The sequence below is a fragment of the Leisingera sp. ABM4_060 genome (genome assembly GCF_056158765.1).
Genome location: NZ_JBSWTX010000001.1, coordinates 3,834,739 through 3,853,212, shown reverse-complemented (window position 1 = coordinate 3,853,212; position 18,474 = coordinate 3,834,739). Strand labels below are relative to the sequence as shown.

Annotated in this window: 21 protein-coding genes; 9 read left to right on the top strand and 12 right to left on the bottom strand. The window is 64.3% G+C overall.

Annotated features, from left to right (window positions below):
* Positions 1 to 215: 215 nt before the first annotated feature.
* The 7 genes from ACXAEH_RS18590 to ACXAEH_RS18560 are packed head-to-tail and all read left to right on the top strand — an operon-like array spanning position 216 to position 6,729.
* The gene (locus tag ACXAEH_RS18590) at positions 216 to 1,442 is read left to right on the top strand and encodes a glycosyltransferase family protein (RefSeq protein WP_475034868.1); all 1,227 of its coding nucleotides are present in this window, start codon (positions 216 to 218) and stop codon (positions 1,440 to 1,442) included.
* The gene (locus tag ACXAEH_RS18585) at positions 1,439 to 2,683 is read left to right on the top strand and encodes a glycosyltransferase family 4 protein (RefSeq protein WP_475034867.1); all 1,245 of its coding nucleotides are present in this window, start codon (positions 1,439 to 1,441) and stop codon (positions 2,681 to 2,683) included. The genes ACXAEH_RS18590 and ACXAEH_RS18585 overlap by 4 nt, the downstream gene beginning before the upstream one ends.
* 5 nt (positions 2,684 to 2,688) lie before the next feature.
* Positions 2,689 to 3,777, top strand: coding sequence for a glycosyltransferase family 4 protein (locus ACXAEH_RS18580; RefSeq protein WP_475034866.1), 1,089 nt, complete (start codon positions 2,689 to 2,691; stop codon positions 3,775 to 3,777).
* Positions 3,774 to 4,361, top strand: a complete 588-nt coding sequence (locus ACXAEH_RS18575; protein WP_475034864.1) for a histidine phosphatase family protein — start codon at positions 3,774 to 3,776, stop codon at positions 4,359 to 4,361. The genes ACXAEH_RS18580 and ACXAEH_RS18575 overlap by 4 nt, the downstream gene beginning before the upstream one ends.
* On the top strand, positions 4,358 to 5,494 hold the full coding sequence (locus ACXAEH_RS18570; RefSeq protein ID WP_475034862.1) for a glycosyltransferase family protein: 1,137 nt from the start codon (positions 4,358 to 4,360) through the stop codon (positions 5,492 to 5,494). Before ACXAEH_RS18575 ends, ACXAEH_RS18570 begins: the two co-directional genes overlap by 4 nt.
* Positions 5,491 to 6,249 carry a polysaccharide deacetylase family protein gene (locus tag ACXAEH_RS18565; protein WP_475034861.1) on the top strand — a complete coding sequence of 253 codons (759 nt, stop codon included), beginning with the start codon at positions 5,491 to 5,493 and terminating at the stop codon, positions 6,247 to 6,249. The genes ACXAEH_RS18570 and ACXAEH_RS18565 overlap by 4 nt, the downstream gene beginning before the upstream one ends.
* Positions 6,250 to 6,729 carry a class I SAM-dependent methyltransferase gene (locus ACXAEH_RS18560; protein WP_475034860.1) on the top strand — a complete coding sequence of 160 codons (480 nt, stop codon included), beginning with the start codon at positions 6,250 to 6,252 and terminating at the stop codon, positions 6,727 to 6,729. It abuts the gene before it with no gap.
* 72 nt (positions 6,730 to 6,801) lie between these two features.
* On the opposite strand, the gene ACXAEH_RS18555 is transcribed toward ACXAEH_RS18560, so the two are convergent.
* Positions 6,802 to 7,944, bottom strand: a complete 1,143-nt coding sequence (locus ACXAEH_RS18555) for an alpha-D-ribose 1-methylphosphonate 5-triphosphate diphosphatase (RefSeq protein ID WP_475034858.1) — start codon at positions 7,942 to 7,944, stop codon at positions 6,802 to 6,804.
* Between the two features lie 50 nt (positions 7,945 to 7,994).
* On the opposite strand from ACXAEH_RS18555, the gene ACXAEH_RS18550 reads away from it, so the two are divergent.
* Positions 7,995 to 8,678, top strand: a complete 684-nt coding sequence (locus tag ACXAEH_RS18550; protein WP_475034857.1) for a DUF1045 domain-containing protein — start codon at positions 7,995 to 7,997, stop codon at positions 8,676 to 8,678.
* On the opposite strand, the gene phnN is transcribed toward ACXAEH_RS18550, so the two are convergent.
* The 7 genes from phnN to phnG form a co-directional block, all read right to left on the bottom strand.
* A complete protein-coding gene (gene phnN / locus ACXAEH_RS18545) occupies positions 8,660 to 9,220 on the bottom strand; it encodes a phosphonate metabolism protein/1,5-bisphosphokinase (PRPP-forming) PhnN (RefSeq protein WP_475034855.1) in 561 nt (186 codons plus the stop codon). The genes ACXAEH_RS18550 and phnN overlap by 19 nt on opposite strands.
* Positions 9,217 to 9,900 carry a phosphonate C-P lyase system protein PhnL gene (gene phnL, locus ACXAEH_RS18540; protein WP_475034854.1) on the bottom strand — a complete coding sequence of 228 codons (684 nt, stop codon included), beginning with the start codon at positions 9,898 to 9,900 and terminating at the stop codon, positions 9,217 to 9,219. Before phnL ends, phnN begins: the two co-directional genes overlap by 4 nt.
* A 10-nt stretch (positions 9,901 to 9,910) precedes the next feature.
* Positions 9,911 to 10,681, bottom strand: a complete 771-nt coding sequence (phnK, locus tag ACXAEH_RS18535) for a phosphonate C-P lyase system protein PhnK (protein WP_475034853.1) — start codon at positions 10,679 to 10,681, stop codon at positions 9,911 to 9,913.
* Positions 10,681 to 11,538 (bottom strand): alpha-D-ribose 1-methylphosphonate 5-phosphate C-P-lyase PhnJ, encoded by an 858-nt coding sequence (locus tag ACXAEH_RS18530; RefSeq protein ID WP_475034851.1) that lies wholly within the window; start codon positions 11,536 to 11,538, stop codon positions 10,681 to 10,683. The genes phnK and ACXAEH_RS18530 overlap by 1 nt, the downstream gene beginning before the upstream one ends.
* A 260-nt stretch (positions 11,539 to 11,798) precedes the next feature.
* Complete coding sequence (locus tag ACXAEH_RS18525; RefSeq protein WP_475034850.1) at positions 11,799 to 12,899, bottom strand: carbon-phosphorus lyase complex subunit; 1,101 nt, start codon at positions 12,897 to 12,899, stop codon at positions 11,799 to 11,801.
* Positions 12,900 to 12,903: 4 nt separating this feature from the next.
* Positions 12,904 to 13,488 carry a phosphonate C-P lyase system protein PhnH gene (phnH, locus tag ACXAEH_RS18520; RefSeq protein ID WP_475034849.1) on the bottom strand — a complete coding sequence of 195 codons (585 nt, stop codon included), beginning with the start codon at positions 13,486 to 13,488 and terminating at the stop codon, positions 12,904 to 12,906.
* Positions 13,488 to 13,940: a phosphonate C-P lyase system protein PhnG gene (gene phnG / locus ACXAEH_RS18515; protein ID WP_475034847.1), complete on the bottom strand. Its 453-nt coding sequence runs from the start codon at positions 13,938 to 13,940 to the stop codon at positions 13,488 to 13,490. The genes phnH and phnG overlap by 1 nt, the downstream gene beginning before the upstream one ends.
* A gap of 107 nt (positions 13,941 to 14,047) precedes the next feature.
* Between phnG and phnF the strand changes: the two genes are divergently transcribed.
* Positions 14,048 to 14,761 (top strand): phosphonate metabolism transcriptional regulator PhnF, encoded by a 714-nt coding sequence (gene phnF, locus ACXAEH_RS18510; RefSeq protein WP_475034846.1) that lies wholly within the window; start codon positions 14,048 to 14,050, stop codon positions 14,759 to 14,761.
* 105 nt (positions 14,762 to 14,866) lie between these two features.
* Here phnF and ACXAEH_RS18505 read toward each other — a convergent pair whose 3' ends face one another.
* From ACXAEH_RS18505 to ACXAEH_RS18490, 4 genes are all read right to left on the bottom strand, one after another.
* Complete coding sequence (locus ACXAEH_RS18505; RefSeq protein WP_475034845.1) at positions 14,867 to 15,910, bottom strand: GlxA family transcriptional regulator; 1,044 nt, start codon at positions 15,908 to 15,910, stop codon at positions 14,867 to 14,869.
* Positions 15,911 to 16,029: 119 nt separating this feature from the next.
* Positions 16,030 to 16,833, bottom strand: coding sequence for an ABC transporter substrate-binding protein (locus tag ACXAEH_RS18500; RefSeq protein WP_475034843.1), 804 nt, complete (start codon positions 16,831 to 16,833; stop codon positions 16,030 to 16,032).
* Positions 16,830 to 17,540, bottom strand: a complete 711-nt coding sequence (locus tag ACXAEH_RS18495) for an ATP-binding cassette domain-containing protein (protein WP_475034842.1) — start codon at positions 17,538 to 17,540, stop codon at positions 16,830 to 16,832. Before ACXAEH_RS18495 ends, ACXAEH_RS18500 begins: the two co-directional genes overlap by 4 nt.
* Positions 17,540 to 18,244, bottom strand: coding sequence for an ABC transporter permease (locus tag ACXAEH_RS18490; RefSeq protein ID WP_475034841.1), 705 nt, complete (start codon positions 18,242 to 18,244; stop codon positions 17,540 to 17,542). Before ACXAEH_RS18490 ends, ACXAEH_RS18495 begins: the two co-directional genes overlap by 1 nt.
* Positions 18,245 to 18,474: the final 230 nt, after the last annotated feature.

Here is an 18,474-nt window from a genome sequence, read left to right as displayed (position 1 = left end):
GGCCGGCCTGGTCTGCCATGGCCGGAGTGCGGCAAAAGCTAATACTGACCGCGCTCCCGCCGCAACCGGCTGCGGAGCGCGCAACTGAGGCGGAAGATGGCGGAGCACAAGAGCATGCGCCCGGGGACGAGCGGCAGCCGCGGCTGGCCTGCCCCTTGCACCGCTGGAACCTACTCTTGGCCAGGCGCCTCCCAGCCCCCCTATCAGGCATCCCTATGACGGACACAGGCACCACACAGACAGCGGCGGACACCGGCATGCGCGGGCCGCGGATCATGTTCTACAGCCATGACACTTTTGGGTTAGGGCATCTGCGCCGTTCGCGTGCACTGGCCGGGGCGATCACCGCCGCCAATCCGGATGCCTCCGCGCTGATCCTCACCGGCTCGCCGGTGGCCGGCCGGTTCTCCTTCCCGTCCCGGGTCGACCATGTCCGCCTGCCCGGCGTGATCAAGCGATCGGACGGCTCATATGCCTCGCGCACCATGGGTATGAGCATCGAAGAAACCGCAGAGCTGCGCGCCGCGCTGATCCGCTCTACGGTGGAACAATACGAACCAGACGTGCTGATTGCCGACAAGGAGCCCACAGGGTTCCGGGGCGAGCTGATGCCGGCACTGGACCTGCTGAAATCCAAGGGCCGCTGCAAGATGGTTTTGGGACTGCGCGATGTTCTGGACGAGCCCGAAGTGCTGGCCGCCGAATGGGAGCGCAAGCACGCCGTCGAGGCCACCCGCGACTTTTATGACGAAATCTGGGTTTACGGGCCGCGTTCGGTCTATGACCCGACTGCCGGGCTGCCCTTCACGCCTGAGATGCAGGCGCGGATGCATTGGACCGGCTACCTGCGCCGCGATCTTGGCCAAGTGGGCGAACCGCCCGAGCAGCCCTATTTGCTGATCACCCCCGGCGGCGGCGGTGACGGCGAGATGATGGTGGATCTGGCCATCGCGGCCTATGAAGCCGACCCGGAACTCTCTCCCCGCGCGGTGCTGGTCTACGGCCCCTTCCTGTCCGGCGAAACCCGCGAGGACTTCGAGGCGCGCGTAGCCCGCTTGAGCGGCCGCGTCACAGCCGTCGGCTTTGAATCGCAGATCGAGACGCTGTTTGCCGGCGCCCAGGGCGTTGTTTGCATGGGCGGCTACAATACCTTCTGCGAGGTGCTGTCTTTTGACAAACCGGCAGTGATCGTGCCCCGCACCACGCCGCGGCTGGAGCAGTGGATCCGCGCCAGCCGGGCCGAGGAAATCGGCCTCACCACCATGCTGGACGAATCCCGCGATGGCTGGAACGCCCCGGCCCTGGCCAAGGCAATCCGCGCACTGGCCAAGCAGCCGCCGCCCTCTGCAGCCGGCTCGGAGGGTCTGCTGGACGGTCTCGACTATGTCACCCGCCGGGTGGACGCCCTGCTGCAAGACACGCATCAAGAGGCCGCCGAATGAGCACGCCCCGCCCGCCGCTGGCGGTTGTGGTCAAAGGCTGGCCGCGGCTGTCCGAGACCTTCATCGCACAGGAACTGGTCGCCCTCGAGACCGCCGGTCACACCTTTGAAATTTGGTCGCTGCGCCACCCCACCGACCTCAAACGCCATCCGCTGCACAGCCAGCTTCAGGCCCGCGTGAACTACCTGCCCGAATACCTGTTTGAGGAGCCGGAACGGGTCTGGCGCGCGCGCGGGATCGCGCGAACTCTGCCGGGCTACGCCGAGGCCTACCGTATCTGGCGTGCCGATCTGCGCCGCGACCTCAGTCCCAACCGCATCCGCCGTTTTGGCCAGGCCTGCGTGCTGGCCGCGGAAATGCCCGAGGAAGTGCTGGGGCTTTACGCGCATTTCCTGCACACGCCGTCGTCAGTAGCCCGCTACGCCGCCATCATGCGCGGCCTGCCCTGGAGCTTTTCGGCCCACGCCAAGGACATCTGGACCTCCCCGGATTGGGAACTGGAAGAGAAACTCTCAGCCGCCCATTACGGCGCCGCCTTCGGTGCTACCTGCACCGGCTTTGGCGCCAAGCATCTGCAGGAGATGGCCGATACGCCGGCGCGGGTGGATCTGGTTTATCACGGCCTTGATCTTTCCCGCTTCCCGGCACCGCCGGAACGCAGCCTGCGCCAGCCGCAGGACCCGGTGCATTTCATGTCGGTCGGCCGCTTGGTTGAGAAAAAGGGGTTTGACCGGCTGATCGCCGCCCTCGCCCTGCTGCCTGCAAGCCTCGATTGGCACTGGACCCATATCGGTGGCGGCGGCTTGGGAGACTTGCTGCAAGGCATCGCCGAGGATGCAGGCATCGCAGACCGCATCACCTGGCGCGGCGCCTGCGACCAGCCCGAGGTGATCGAGGCGATGCGCACTTCGGACCTGTTTGTCCTGCCCAGCCGGGTGGCTGCCGACGGCGACCGGGATGGGTTGCCCAATGTGCTGATGGAAGCCGCCTCGCAAAACCTTCCGATCCTGTCGACCCCGGTCTCAGCGATCCCGGAATTCATCGACCACGGCACCCACGGCCTGCTCAGCGATGACAGCCCCGAGGCGCTGGCCGAAACCCTGCTTCATGCCGCCCGCCATCCCCAGAAGCTGGCCGTGATGGCAGAGGCCGCACTCACCCGCCTGCGCACAGACTTCGGCATGGCGCCCGGCATTGCCCAGCTCTCAAAACGGCTGAACGCGATGCTGCAGGGCGGCTGAGGCCTATGCAGCCCGGAGCCGGGAAACGGGTCGCCTTCTACGCGCCGATGAAGCCGCCGCACCATCCGGTGCCCTCCGGCGACCGCGAGATCGCCCGCAACCTGATGGGCCTTCTTTCTGGCAGCGGCGCCGATGTGCAACTGGTCTCGGATCTTAGGATCTATGACAGGCGCGGGGATAGCGGCATACAATCTGCTCTGCGCAGGCAAGCCGAAGCAGAGGCCGAGCGGCTTGTCCGCGGAATGCCTGAGACAGATCTCTGGGTCACCTATCACAACTATTACAAAGCGCCGGACCTGATCGGCCCCGCCATGGCCCGTGCCTGCGGCATTCCCTATGTACAGATCGAGTCCACCCGAGCCAAGAAACGGCTGACCGGACCGTGGAGCGGCTTTGCCGCCGCGGCCCACGCCGCCGCAGATGCCGCCGCCGCGATCTTCTATTTCACGGAGCAGGACCATTTTGCCCTGCACCGCGACCGTTGCGGCGAACAGGTCCTTGCGAATTTGCCGCCCTTCCTGCCGTTGGACACATTGCCCGCCGCCTCCACGCTGGAGGGCCCGATGCTGACCGCAGGCATGATGCGCGAGGGTGACAAGCTCACCTCCTATCGCATCATCGCCGAAACGCTCGCCCTGATGCAGGGGGACTGGCGGCTGGACATCGCCGGCGACGGCCCTGCCCGGCATGAGGTAGAAACGCTTATGAAGCCTTTTGGGGGCAAAGTCCGTTTCCTCGGCCAGCTCTCACGACTAGAGCTGGCAGAGGCCTACACAAAGGCCGGTCTGTTCCTCTGGCCCGGCGTCAATGAGGCCTTTGGCATGGTCTACCTGGAAGCCCAGGCACACGGCCTGCCGGTTGCAGCTCAGGACCGCCCGGGCGTGCGGGACGTTCTGCTGCCAGGAGCTTATCCCGATCCGGACGACGGCCCGGAAGCTCTCGCAGCTTTTACCAGCCACTTGCTTGCAAATCCTGCACGGCGCGCAGACATTGGCCGGGATGCACGCCGGCGCATCTCTTCCCGCCACTTGGCGCCCGCTGCAGCCCGAACCTTCTGGGCCACCGTTTTGCCCCTGATGGAGACTGCGCGATGATCCGCCTCGCCCTCCTGCGCCACGGCCACACCGCCTGGAACCGTGCCGGCCGCATCCAGGGCCGCAGCGATATCCCGCTGGACGACCCGGCCCGCGCGGAGCTGCGCGGCTATGCCCTGTCTGCGGAGTGGAGCCAAACTGAACTCTGGTCCAGCCCGCTGCTGCGCGCGGCAGAGACCGCAGAACTGGTAACAGGCCGCAAGCCCCGCACTGCCGCGGAACTGACCGAAATGAACTGGGGTGACTGGGAAGGCCTGCACGGGCAGGACCTGAAAGCCGACCCAATGAGCGGCTTCCGCGATATCGAGGACTGGGGCTGGCACTACCGCCCGCCCGGCGGCGAAACCCCTGCCGAGGTTTGGGACCGCATCTCACCCTGGCTGCACAGGCTGACACAGGACAGTATCGCGGTCTGCCATATCGGCATCATGCGGATGATTCTGGCCCGCGCCTGCGGCTGGGACTTCAAAGGCCCCGCCCCGTTCCGCATCAAGCGCAACCGGCTATTTGTGGTTGAGATCAACGGCACCGCCCTCACTCACCTGCCCGAGCCCGTGCGCCTCCTCCGCAGGGACGCTGCATGAAAGTCCTGATTGCAGTCACCCATTTGCTGGGAACCGGCCACCTGTCCCGCGCGCTGACTTTGGCCCGCGCGTTCACCAGCGCCGGGCACCAGGTGCAAGTGGTCTCCGGCGGCTTCCCCGCTCCGCAGCTGAACACCGGTGGCATCGGGTTGATCCAGCTGCCGCCCCTGCGCTCGGACGGGGTAGACTTCACGCGGCTGCTGGCAGCGGACGGCTCTCTGGCCGACGACACCTATCTGGCAAGCCGCCAGGACACCCTTTGCTCCGCCCTGCAAAACCTGCAGCCCGATGTGCTGATCACCGAACTCTACCCCTTTGGCCGCCGCTCTCTGCGCAAGGAATTCCTCGCCTTGCTTGAAGCCGCCCATGGCATGCCCAGGCGGCCGGTTATCCTGTCCTCTATCCGCGACATCCTCGCGCCGCCCTCTAAGCCAGAGAAGGCAGAGAAAGCGGATAGGGTCATCGCGCAATACTATGACGCGGTGCTGGTCCATTCCGATCCCGCTGCCACCCGGCTTGAGGCCAGCTGGCCGGTCTCTGAGATGCTGGGCACCAAGCTGCGCTACACCGGATACGTCGCCCCGCCCGCCTCAGGGCCGCACCCGCAGCAGGCTGGCCGCGGCGAGGTGCTGATCAGCGCCGGCGGCGGCAGTGTCGGCACCCCGCTCTATGAAACCGCTCTGGAGGCGGCCAAGCTGATGCCGGCGACGCCCTGGCGCCTGCTGGTCGGCGGCTCAGACGCGGCGGCTCGGATCGAGACCTTCGCCAAGGCAGGCTCCCCTGCCCTGCTGGAGCCCGCCCGCAAGGACTTCCGCCAGATGCTTTCCCACGCCGCCGCTTCGGTCAGCATGTGCGGCTACAATACCGCGCTGGATTTGCTTCAAGCCGGGACCCCGGCAGTTCTGGTGCCATTCGATGCAGGAAACGAGACCGAACAAGGCCTGCGCGCTGATAGCCTGGCCTCCTTGAATGGCATCGGAATTGTTAAAACCGCGGACCTCACGCCCGAGACGCTATGCGCTGCGGTCAACTCGGCTTTGCGCGCTCCCAGGCGGGTTGCAGGCGGTTTCAGGTTTGACGGCGCCGCCCGGTCTGTGGAAATTGCCGCAGAACTGGCGGGGGAGCGCGGATGACACCGGACTGGAGCGAGCTGGACAGGGAATTGACCCATTGGCAGGAGGCAGGCCTGACCTTGCCGCTGTGGTGGCGGGATGACGACGCGATGTCCCATTCGACAGAGCTGGAGCGTCTGGCGGCACTGGCAGAGGAGCTTGACCTGCCCGTGCATCTGGCGGTGATCCCGCAGGGCGTGACCCCGGACCTCAGCCGCTTTGTTTCAGAACACCCGCTGCTGGTTCCCGTGGTGCATGGCTGGGCGCATCAGAACCACGCGCCCGCAGGCGAAAAGAAGGCAGAGTTCGGCGCCCACCGGCCACTGGAAGAGCTTCTGGATGACGCCGAACGCGGGCTCTCCAGCCTTCAGGAAATGTTCGGCGCCAGCCTGCGCCCGATGTTTGTGCCGCCCTGGAACCGGATCTCGCCCGAGATGATGACCTGGCTGGCAGGCGCGGGCTATACCGCAGTCTCCACCTTTACTCCGCGCAAGGCTGCCAAGCCCGCCCCCGGGCTGCTGCGGGTAAACACCCACCTCGACCCGATCAACTGGAAAGGCGGCCGCAGCCTCGTGTCCCCGGAACAGTTGATTGCACAGGTGGCCCGCCAGCTGCGCGACCGCCGCCTGGGCGAGGCGGATAATGCGGAGCCCTACGGCCTTCTCACCCATCACCTGGTGCATGACGAAACCGTCTGGGCCTTCACGGCCGCGCTTGCGAAACGCCTGCTCGATGGCCCGGCAGAGGCCTGGATCTACGATGAAAGGATGTCCTGAATGAGCCGTCTTGATTCCATGCTGCGCCGCCTCACCGCCCAGCGCGACGGGCTGAACTGGGCCGCGGAACAGATCAGCCCTCTTGACGGCGATGTGCTGGACATGGGGCTCGGCAACGGCCGCACCTACGACCACCTGCGCGAGACCCTCACCGGCCGCCGGATCTGGGTGATTGACCGTGTGCTGCAATGCCACCCCTCCTGTGTGCCGCCGGAGCAGGACTTCCTGCAGGGCGAGGCCAAGCCGATGCTGGAACGGCTGGCCGCAGAAGGGCACAAGATTGCCCTGGCGCACTACGACTTCGGTTTCGGAGTCAAGGAAAAGGACGTGGCGGAGGCGGCTGCCCTGTCACCCGTGATTGCCAAGGTCATGACGCCGGGCGGCATCATCGTTTCCGGCCAGCCGCTGGTTGGTTTCAATGAGCTCGCAGGCCCGGAAGGTATTCCGCCGGGACGCTATATGTTTTACCGCGCCGCCTGACCCTGGCCCCGCCCGGCCAAAGGCCGGGCAGCGCACGCCCACTCTGCGGGGGCGGGCGCTGCCCCGTTCCATTCAGGCCACCCGCACGCCGCGCGACCAGACTCCGCGCAGGGCCGGGGTGCCGGCCCTGATGCCGAAGCGGATCAGGTCCGCGCGCTTGCCAGCCTGAAGGCGGCCCCGGTCGCCCAGCCCCACCGCATCTGCAGGTGCATGGGTCACAGCGCCAAGGCCGCGCGCCATGTCCCCCCACAGTTCCCCCAGCTTCACCGCCGCCATCAGCAGTGCCGCCGGAACATAATCGGACGAGACAATGTCCAGGAGCTCAAGCTCCGCCAGCTCATGCGCCGCCACATTACCGGAATGCGAACCGCCGCGGATCAGGTTCGGCGCCCCCATCATCACCTTGATGCCATTGGCATGGCAGGCCAGCGCCGCTTCCACCGTGGTCGGAAACTCCGCCAGGCGGATGCCGTGGCCGGCCGAAACCGCCACCTGCTCTGCCGTGGTATCATCATGGCTCGCCAAGACCGCGCCAAAGCGTCTGGCAGCCTTCACCGCCTCCACTTCATGCAGCGTGCCATAGGTCTCCTGCAGCTCCAGCAGATGCGCCACATGCGCCTTGAAGGCCGCATCATCAAAGCCGTGCTTGCCTTTTACATACTGCTCCAGCTTGGCGATATCCCGGAATTGCCGCTGCCCCGGCGTGTGGTCCATCAGCGAGACCAGCCCGACCCGATCCTCGGCACCAAAGGCATTCAGCTCTTCCACCAGCGTGTCGGTGCAGACCTCGGCCCGCAGGTGCAGGAAATGCGAGATCTTCAGCGCATCCGCCGCTCTCAACTCCAGCAGCTCCGAGGCCAGCCCCCGCGCATAGGCGCCATAGCGGCTGTCCCGGCGGCTGATCGAGCCGACCCGCATCGCATCAAATACCGTCGTGATGCCGGTCCCGGCCAGCTCCGCATCATGGGCCATGATTGCACTGGCATGCGGCCAATCCACCTTAGGGCGCGGCTGGATATGGCGCTCCAGATTGTCTGTATGCAATTCGACCAAACCCGGGCAGACATAATCGCCGCCGCAGTCCACGGCCCCCGCCGGAACCGAAGCACCTCCGGCTATATCCGCGATCTCACCGCCCGCGATCTTCACGCTGCCCGTCCGGATCTCGCCCGGAAGAACCAGCGTGGCATTGGCAAGGATCAATTCATCTGTCATCTGAATTTCACATCTTTCGAGCTATGGAAGGCCACGTTTAGGAGGCCAATGTGACATTCACGCGATACGCGATCTATTACGCCCCGCCCGCCGATGCGGAGTGGAGCCGGTTCGGCGCCGGCTGGCTGGGCTGGGACATGGAAGCGGGTGCGGAGCTGCCGCATCCGGAAATGGCCGGGCTGGACATCGCGGCTATCACGAGCGTGCCGCGCAAATACGGGCTGCACGCTACGATGAAACCGCCGATGCGCCTCGCCGAAGGCCAGACGCAAGCCGCGCTTGAAAATGCCTGTGCAGCGCTGGCCGCAGCTCAGAAACCCGTCACGCTGGAGGGCCTGCACCTGGCCCGTCTCGGCCGTTTCCTGGCCCTGCGCCCAACTGGGGATCAAGCCACGCTGAACGCGCTGGCCGCGGCCTGCGTGACGGAGCTCGACAAATTCCGCGCTCCTGCATCCGAAGCCGAAGCGGAACGCCGCCGCGCGGCCGGTCTGACGCCGGAGCAGGACGGCAACCTTACCCGCTGGGGCTACCCTTACGTGCTGGACCAGTTCCGCTTTCACATCACGCTCACCGGCAAACTGCCCAAGCCTGAGCTGCCCGCGGCAGAGGCCGCGTTGACGGAGCACCTGATCCCGCTTTTGCCCGTACCCTTCGTGATTAGCGATTTGGCACTGACGGGCGAAGCGCAGGATGGCAGTTTCCATCTGATCCACCGCTATGCCCTTTCCGGCTGAATAACAGCCAGCGCGGTGTTCACCGCCGCGCTGAGCGCACCGCTGTTGTCGATTTCATAAACACGGGCCACCCCCTCTGGCAGCGGATAGAGCGCCCGGGCCAGCCTCTGCTGAACCCCTCCGGCATCTTCCCGTCCGCGCGCTGTCAGACGCTCTGCCAGCACCTCAGGCCGCGCCGTCACAGACAGCACCATAACGTCACCGAAAACCTCCTGAGCTTCCAGCAGCACCGCGCGGGAGAGGTTCACCAGCACCCCCGCCGCCCCCTCGCGAAGCTTTTCGATGTCACGCGGGATCCCATAGTGCAGACCATGCGCCTGCCAGTGCAGCGCAAAAACGCCGCCCTCTGCAAGCGCAGAGAACTCCGGCTCACTGACTGCCTGATAGTCTTCGCCGCCAGCCTCAGGTGCACGGGTGATCACCCGCCGCATCAGACGCAGCTGCGGGCCTGAGACGGCAAGCGCCGACATCAGGCTGTCCTTGCCAACACCGGAGGGGCCGACAACGGCAATGACCGGGCCTTTTTGCAGGTTCTCACTCATGCTGCATCCCTTGGTGAAAAGCTGGAGACATCCACGAAACGATCGCAGACCTGCTCTCGGGCGGCTTCGTCGTGGAAAATGCCGATAATCGCCGCGCCGCGGGCCTTGGCCTCTTCGATCAGCCCCAGCACGGTGGCGCGGTTCTGCGCATCCAGGCTGGCCGTTGGTTCGTCCAGCAGCAACGCTGGGTACTCATAGGCAAAGCCGCGCGCGATGTTCACCCGTTGCTGCTCCCCGCCTGAGAACGTGGTGGGGCTAAGCCCCCATAGGCGTTCCGGGATATTCAGCTGCGCCAGCAGCGAAGCCGCCCTGTCACGAGCCTGCTCCACCGGCGTGCCCACGGCCAGCAGCGGCTCCGCCACCACATCCAAGCTTGGCACGCGCGGCACCACCCGCAGGAACTGGCTGACATAGCCTAGCGTCTCACGACGCAGCGCCAGGATCTGGCGCGGCTCGGCCTTGGCCACATCCACGCCGCCGACCCTCACACTGCCAGACGCCACTAGGTAGTTGCCATAAATCACCCGCATCAGAGTGGATTTGCCCGCCCCGGATGCTCCGGTCAGCCCCACGCATTCACCCGGCTGCACGGTGAGGCTCGCGTTCTCCATCACCGGGATCACCGCGCTGCCCTGATTGTGCAGAGTGAAGCTCTTGCTCACATTGCTCAGTTCAATCATTTCCCTGCCCTCAGACTTGCAGCACGCTGGAAACCAGCAGCTGGGTATAGGCATGCTGCGGGTCGTCCAGCACCTGGTCGGTCAGCCCGCTTTCCACCACATGGCCGTCCTTCATCACCATCAGCCGGTCCGCCAGCAGGCGCACCACAGCCAGGTTGTGCGTTACGATAATGGCGCTCAGCCCCATTTCCCGAACCAGCCCCCGCAGCAAATCCAGCAGCCGCGCCTGCACAGAAACATCCAGACCGCTCGTCGGCTCATCCATAAAAACCAGCCGCGGGCCGGTCACCAGGTTGCGCGCAATCTGCAGCCGCTGCTGCATGCCGCCGGAAAAGGCGGAGGGGCGGTCATCGATCCGGCTTTCCGGGATCTCAACCCGGCCCAGCCAATCGACCGCACGTTCTCGGATCGCGCCATAATGGCGGTCCCCCACAGCCATCAGCCGCTCACCAATGTTGCCGCCCGCAGAAACCGGCATCCGCAACCCGTCCCGGGCGTGCTGATGCACAAAGGCCCAATCGGTGCGGGACAGCATCCTCCGTTCCGGTTCGGACATGGTGACAGTATCCACAGGCCCATCCGCAGGGGTGTCAAAGATCACCTGGCCCTGGTCGGGGGCCAGATGGCCCGCCAGGCAGTTCAGCAAAGTTGACTTGCCGGACCCGCTTTCGCCCACGATCCCCATCACCTCGCTGGGATATAGATCAAAGCTCACATCCGTGCAGCCGATCCGCGCGCCGTACATCTTGGCAACGTTCTTCGCTTGCAGCAAAGGGGTCATCACGCTGCCTCCTCATTCAGGCGGCCGGAGTGGCCCGCCTCGCGCCGCGCGCGGCAATAATCGGTGTCCGAGCAGACAAACATCCGGTTGCCCGCATCATCAAGGATCACCTCATCCAGATAGCTGTGCTCGGACCCGCAAAGATCGCAGGCGTGATCCGCCTTGCTGGCCTCAAACGGGTAGTCCTCGAAATCCAGCGGCACCACCTGCGTGTAGGGCGGCACAGCATAGATGCGCTGTTCCCGGCCGGCACCAAACAGCTGGATGGCCGCCATCTCCATCTTGGGGTTGTCGAATTTTGGGATCGGCGAGGGATCCATCACATAGCGCCCTTCCACCTTGACCGGGTAGGCATAGGCTGTGGAAATGGCGCCGTGCTGGCTGATGTCTTCGTAGAGTTTCACGTGCATCAGCCCGTATTCCTGCAGGGCATGCATCTTGCGGGTCTCGGTCTCCCGCGGTTCCAGAAAACGCAGCGGCTCCGGGATCGGCACCTGATAGACCAGGATCTGGTCCTCGGTCAGCTCTGCCTCGGGGATCCGGTGACGGGTCTGGATGACGCTGGCCTTCTCCGTCTCCTCGGTGGTCTCAACACCGGCCGTCTTTTCAAAGAACTTGCGGATCGACACTGCATTGGTGGTGTCATCCGCCCCCTGGTCGATCACTTTCAGCGTATCGTCCGGCGTCAGCGTGGCGGCCGAAACCTGCACGCCGCCAGTACCCCAGCCATAGGGCATCGGCATCTCGCGGCTGGCAAAGGGCACCTGGTAGCCCGGCACCGCCAGACCTTTGAGGATCGCCCTGCGGATCATCCGCTTGGTCTGTTCGTCCAGGTATGCAAAGTTGTAGTCAGACATGTTGCCTCAATTCGTTGCAGGAACCGTTTTATGCAAACGCCCCTGATTTCCTGGATTTTGATTTTGGCCTTCGGGGTGTTCGTTCTTTGGGACTACCGTCGAAAGAAACGTCGAAGGGATAGCCTCCGCCAAGAACCTGATGGCACTTGGATTTGGATTGGCCTTGACGGCTCTGAATGCAGGTCGCCCAATCATCCTGATCGGCCAGGAGGTGACTGGTACGCCGAAACGAGCAATACTGATGGATGGGGAGGCTAGCCTCATTCCGCAGCCTCCCGTGCCGACAACGTTTCTGCCAGCTCCGCCGCTTCACGGCGCAGTTTGCGGACCAGCTCCAGTTCGGACTGGAAATCCACGTAATGCGGCAGCTTGATGTGCTCCAGAAAACCGGTGGCCTGGATGTTGTCGGCATGGCTCAGAACAAATTCCTCGTCCTGTGCGGCGGCACCAACGTTGTCCTCGCCCAGCTCCTCCCAGCGCAGCGCCCGGTCCACCAGCGCCATGGCGATGGATTTGCGCTCTGACTGGCCAAAAACCAGACCATAACCGCGGGTGAACTGCGGCGGGACCGTCTTGGAGCCCTTGAACTGGTTCACCGTCTCGCATTCGGTCAGCTCCACCTCGCCGATCTCAATGGCAAAACCCAGTTCCGGGATCTCCATCTCCACCGGCACAGTGCCGATACGCAGTTCGCCGACAAAGGCATGATTGCGCGCATAGCCGCGCTGGGTCGAGTAGGCCATACCGAGGATGAACCCCTCATCGCCGCGGGTCAGCGACTGCAGCCGCACTGCCCGCCCGGCTGGAAAGGACATCGGTTCACGGGTCAGATCGCCCGGAACCGCGTCCGAAACAGGCTCGCGCTCGATAATATCCTCGCCTTGCAAGAACTCAGCAATATGCGGCGTGGCTTCCTTGCGCGGCTCCGACACAGGCGCCTCCGGCACCTCGCCCTCGGCGGCCAGTTTGAAGTCCAGCAGGCGGTGTGTGTAATCGAACGTCGGTCCCAGCACCTGCCCGCCCGGCGCGTCCTTGAAGGTCGCCGAAATCCGGCGGTCGCAGGACATGTCCGCGGTCTCCACCGGCCGCGAATAGCCGAAGCGCGGCAGGGTGGTGCGGTAGGCGCGGATCAGAAAGATTGCCTCGATCAGATCGCCGCGCGACTGCTTGATCGCTAGCGCCGCCAGGTCCGGATCATAAAGCGAGCCTTCCGCCATCACCCGGTTCACCGCCAAACTCAGCTGCTCGCGGATCTGGGCGAGGGTAAGCTCAGAGACATTCCTGTCGCCACGGCGTTCCTCGGCCAGCCAGGCATGAGCATTTTCGATGGCGCGTTCGCCGCCTTTAACTGCAACATACATGCCCTCAAGCCTCCGCAGTTACTTGGGTTGACCGCGGCAGCGCAGCCACCTGCGAACCCGAGGTAAAGAAGGAATCCAGGCCGAGCGGATACAGAACCGCGTTGTCCTGAAACGCCGCCAGCTCCGGCAGCTGCATTTCTGCGGTGCCCTTGATGCCCGGACCTTTGAGCTGTGCGTTTGGCGTGCCGAAACCAGGCACTTCGACAATCAAGGTGGCAGAACGGTCCGGGTACTCCGGAGTGCCGGTGCGGAAGCGGGTCAGCGGCATCAGCGCTTCCCAGCTGCCAAGGACGAAATCTGCCTGCTCGGCCGCCACGATGGGCGCTCCGGTGTGGAATGCAAGCCAGGCACGCACGGCCTCAGAGTTGGTACCCGGCGCCAGAAATATGCCGGTCTCCGGATCGCAGAGCGTCAGCAGCAGGCACCCTGCGGCTGGGGAAATACTATCTGGCGGAGTGGCGCCGGTGATTTCCTGGACCTCGCCAGGGCGGGCCATCGCATTCATTGCAGCCCGGAATGCATGCGCCGAAGCCACCGGGGGATTGCTGAACCCGCCTGCGTAGACAGCGGAGCTGGTTTGAAGGCTCATCAGTCCTCTCCCCGGACCATGGTGAAAAACTCGACCTTGGTTGCCGCCGCTTTGGCAGCGCGCAGGTCCTTTTGGACCTGTCGCTCCGCCGCCAGCGGTGCAAGAACCGCAGCGCGCAAACCTGCGGCCGCGCCGGTTTGCATCAGCGCATCAACCTTGGCGGCGATCTCGGCCTTGGCCTTGCTGCGGCCCTGCACGTATCCATGCCCGACGGTTCCATCCTCCAGCGACAGCGTGCAGCGGGTCACCGTCATCTCGCCCAGGTTAAAGGGAGCGCCGCTGCTGCCCATGCGGCCTCGCATCATGACGCCGCCCGCTTCGGGCGCGCGGAGGAATTCGCAAGCGGGATCCCCTCTGTATTTTTGCCACAGAGCGGTCAGCCGGGCCTCGTCAGCAGTGGCCAGGAGGCTCATCCAGACTTTGCGGTCCTCTGTATGTAAAGTCGTGTTCATTTGTCTAAGCCTCTTGGCCAGGTTGTCTATATTTGCTATACAACTAGACAAATGCTATCTGAGTTGCCCTGGGCGGCGCAATCCTCATCTTGTGAAAGTTCCGTGACATGGCCCGCACCCCCGTCTGGAAATCCATCGCCATCGCCCTGACAGACGACATTGCCCAAGGCAGATACGAGACCGGCGGCAAGCTGCCAGCAGAGGCGCAGTTATCCACCCGGTTTGGCGTCAACCGGCACACCGTGCGCCGGGCACTGGCAGAGATGGCGAATCAAGGCCTGGTGCACTCCCGCCGCGGTGCAGGGGTGTTTGTAGCTGCCAAGCCAACGGATTACCCGATTGGCAAACGGGTGCGCTTCCATCAGAACCTTGCGCGCGAAGGGCGCAGCCCCGCCAAGCGGATCCTGACCTTGGAAACCCGGGCAGCCGCAGCCCCTGAGGCCAACGCGCTGCAACTTGACCCCGGGGACAAAGTGCATGTCTACGACGGGCTGTCGCTGGCAGACGGCCAGCCCATCGCACTGTTCCAAAGCATTTTTCCGGCTGGCCGCTTCCCGGGCATTTTGGAAGCCCTGCAGGAGCAACGCTCTGTCACCGCGGCCTTGCAGCAGTATGGGATCGAGGATTACACCCGCACCGAAACACGGATAACGGCGAAGCTCGCCACTGCCACCCAAGCCCTGCATCTGAAAGTGGCGGAAGGCAGCCCGATCCTGCGCACCACGGGCATCAATGCCGACCCGGCAGGCCGGCCAGTCGAATTCGGCCGCACCTGGTTCGCCGGCGACCGGGTTACCTTGACGGTGGGCGGAGACATGTAAGGCGGCGCACTCCCGCCTGCTCCGGCGCAATTGACATTGCCCCTCGCAGTTGGGCGTGGCGCCGCGCTGGCGCGCGGCGCAGCCGGCCGCTTGAGATGCAGCGCTTCAGCCGCCGCGCTGCATCTGGGCCGGGGTCGTGCCATAAGCGTTACGGAAACACTTGGAGAAATGACTGGAGGCCTGAAAGCCGCAGGCCAGCGCCACGTCCAGCACGCTCATCTGGGTCTGGGTCAGCAGGAAATACGCCCGGCGCAGCCGCAGCTGCATGTAGTATTGCTTGGGGGTCACATTCAGCTGGCTGCGGAACAGCCGCTCCAGCTGGCGGGCGGAAATCCCCGCCTGCTTGGCCAGCACCGAGGGCGGCTGCGGCTCCTCAAGGTTCTGTTCCATGGCTCCGATCACCGACGCCAGCTTGGGGTTGCGCACCCGGGTCCGCACCGGTGCCACCGCACTGATGGTCCGCTGCACCTCCTGGATCATGCCGTAATTCATGCTTTCCGCCACGCGTTCGGCAAAGGCCTGGCCGTGATCCTGTGCAATCAGATCCAGGAACAGGTCGATTGAAGACACTCCGCCGGATGAGGTGCAACGGTCTCCATCCGACACAAACTGCCTGTCGCTCAGCTCTACCTCCGGGTACATCTCGCGGAAACTGTCACGGAACTGCCAATGCAGTGTGGCCGGGGCCTCCTCAAGCAGCCCGGCATCCGCCAGCACAAAGGCGGCAGTGGCCAGTCCGGTAACCCGCACCCCGCCGCGGGCATGGCGCGACAGCCAAATGCTCAGCTTGCGGCTTTCCAGCTCTTTGGTTTGCCAGCCGCCGACCAGCACGATGTCAGCCGGGTCGCGGCAATCGTCCAGGCTTTGCCCAGCTTCGGCCGGCATTCCCAAAGAAGAGGCCACTGGCCCCACCTCGATGCTGCACAGCACCCAGTCATACAGCGCTTCACCGCTGCAAAGGTTGGCGTTTTCCAAGGTCTCCAGCGCCGAAACCAGCGACAGCAGGGAAAACCCTGGCAGCAGCACAAAGTGAAACCTGTGGCGGGCGTTCTGCCGCTTGGAGGAAAGCCCAAAAGGATCCGCAGCAGCGCTTTTGGAGAGGCGCGGCTGGGCGTTTTTCAGGCCGGGGGATTGATAGTCCGTCGTCATGGCGCGCAGTCTGGCATGTCATAACCGTTTGCGTAAGTGGCATTTTCGCCGGTCACGCATTCTGCGCACTGCGCGGCGCGCCTGCCCTGCTGCAAACCGGATACCTGCAGCAGAGCAGGTCACGGCACCGCGTTGAAGACGAACAGCGCCTCGCCGCTGATTTGATAGCTGTTGATCAGTTCCGCCGCCTTGTCTGACACCAGCCAGGCCTCCAGTTCCATCGCCAGGCGATTTTTCACATGGCCGTGCTTTTCAGGGTTTACCGGGATATAGGCGTATTGGTTGAACAGCACCGGGTCGCCGGAAAACAGCAATGCCAGGCTGCCCTTGTTGCCAAAGTTCAGCCAGCTGGCCCGGTCCGACATGATATAGGCGTCCATGCCCGACGCCGTGTTCAAAGCGGCCCCCATGCCGGCGCCAACCGCGCGGTACCAGGGGCCAAAGGCTTCCGGCTCCAGCCCGGCAGCATCCCACAGGCTGAGTTCCTTCTTATGCGTACCGCTGTCATCGCCGCGGCTGACAAAGGCCGCCTCTGCGCTAGCAATCTTCTGCAGTGCACCAGCTGCATCTTCAGCACCCGCAATCCCGGCAGCATCACCCGCGGGGCCGATGAAGACAAAATCATTGTACATGATCTCGCGGCGATGGGTGCCGTTGTCCCCGGCCAAAAAGGCCTCTTCGGCCTTTTTCGAGTGCACCAGAATCGCATCCACATCACCCGCCTCGCCCAGGCGGATCGCCTGCCCGGTGCCGACGACCAGCAGCTGCACATCCAGTCCCAGGTCCTTCTTGATCTGAGGCAGCAGAACTTCTGCCAGGCCGGAATTGTGGAAGGAAGTGGTCACCGCCATCTTCATCTCTTCCGCCAAGGCCGCACCAGCCATCGCCAGTGATGCAGCTGCGCCCAAAATCAGACGTTTCATTCGACAATATCTCCGTTCAGAAATGCACGCCCCTGAGGCGTCCCGGGCCCGGCAAAGAAATCCCCCGCCGGGCTGAATTCATGAATGCGGCCGCCGAGGACAAAGATCACTTCGTCCGCCAGCCGCCGGGCCTGCCCCATGTTGTGGGTGGACATGATCAGCCTTGTGCCGCTGTCCGAGGCATGTGCCAGGATCTCCTCGATCTCACGCGTCGCGCGGCCGTCCAGCGCGGCGCAGGGTTCGTCCAGAAACAGGACTTCCGGCTCCCGCACCAGCGCACGGGCCAGCGCCAGCTTTTGCCGCTCGCCGCCCGACAGCATGGTGGCCTGCCGTTGCAGGATATCGCCCAGCCCGACACGGGAGGCCCAATCCGCCGCCTTGGCCCGCGCATCCTTGCGCCCAACACCCGTAAGCCGCAGCGGATAGGCGACGTTGTCGATCACCGTGCGCCGCATCATCACCGGAGTCTGGAACACAAAGGCCTGCCGCTTTTGCGCTTCCTCCAGCGGGCAGGCCCAATCGAGGCTGCCACCGTTCATCCGCACGATGCCATGCAGCATCTTCAAAAGCGTAGTCTTGCCCGCACCATTAGGGCCGATGACAATCGAGGTCCCCTGCCCGCCCAAAGTCAGATCGACAGGGCCAACCAGAACCTTGCCGCGGCGGCGCACTTGCGCGCCCTTGGCCACCAAAGGGAACATCTGCATCACCAGCGCCCCTCGCTCTCAGTGCGGCCCAGCCAGTGGATGCACAGGTTCACTGCAATCGCCAGGGCAATCAGCACAAAGCCCAGACCCAGCGCCATGGCAAACTCGCCTTTGCCGGTCTCCAGCGCAATGGCCGTGGTCAGCACCCGGGTGGCGTGGTCGATATTGCCACCGACCACCATGATCGCGCCGACCTCGCCAATGGCCCGGCCAAAACCCGCCAATGCCGCTGTCAGCAAGGCCCGCCGCCCGTCCCACAGCAGCGCCTTGATGCGCTGCAGCTGGGTCGCGTTCATCGAGATCAAGAGGTCATGGTAATCGCTCCACAGCTCCCGCAAGCTTTGGTGTGCAATCGAGGCCACCAGCGGCACCACGATGATCACCTGCGCGATGATCATAGCCGTCGGCGTGAACAACAGACCAAACACCCCCAAAGGCCCGGCGCGGGACAGGAACACGTAGACGATCAGCCCCACCACCACCGGCGGCAGCCCCATCAGCGCGTTCAGCACCGCAATTGTGGCGCGGCGGGCCCGGAACCGGCGCACCGCCAGAAAGGCCGCCAGCGGCAATGCAATGGCACAAGCAATCGCCAGCGCCGTCAGCGTCACCCGCAAGGAGCGCAAGGTGATCTCCACCAGATCCGCGTCCAGCGTCACCAGCAGCCAAAAGGCCTGGCTCAATCCTGCCCACAGATCAGTCATCGCGCTCCGTTTTTCTCCCAAAAGCCCTGCACCGGTCCGGTCTACCATGGCCTGCCGCGGCTCCAAATCACAGGAGAGGACTCCAGGACAGCCAAAAACGGCATCGCGACTGGAAAATGCCGCAGCAGATACCCATCTGGAAAACAACGGCTTCCCAAAGATGCCGCCTGTTAGCGCCAAATCACCGCATTTGGCTCCAAATCCGCTTCCGCGTGCTTGCGTGCGCGTAT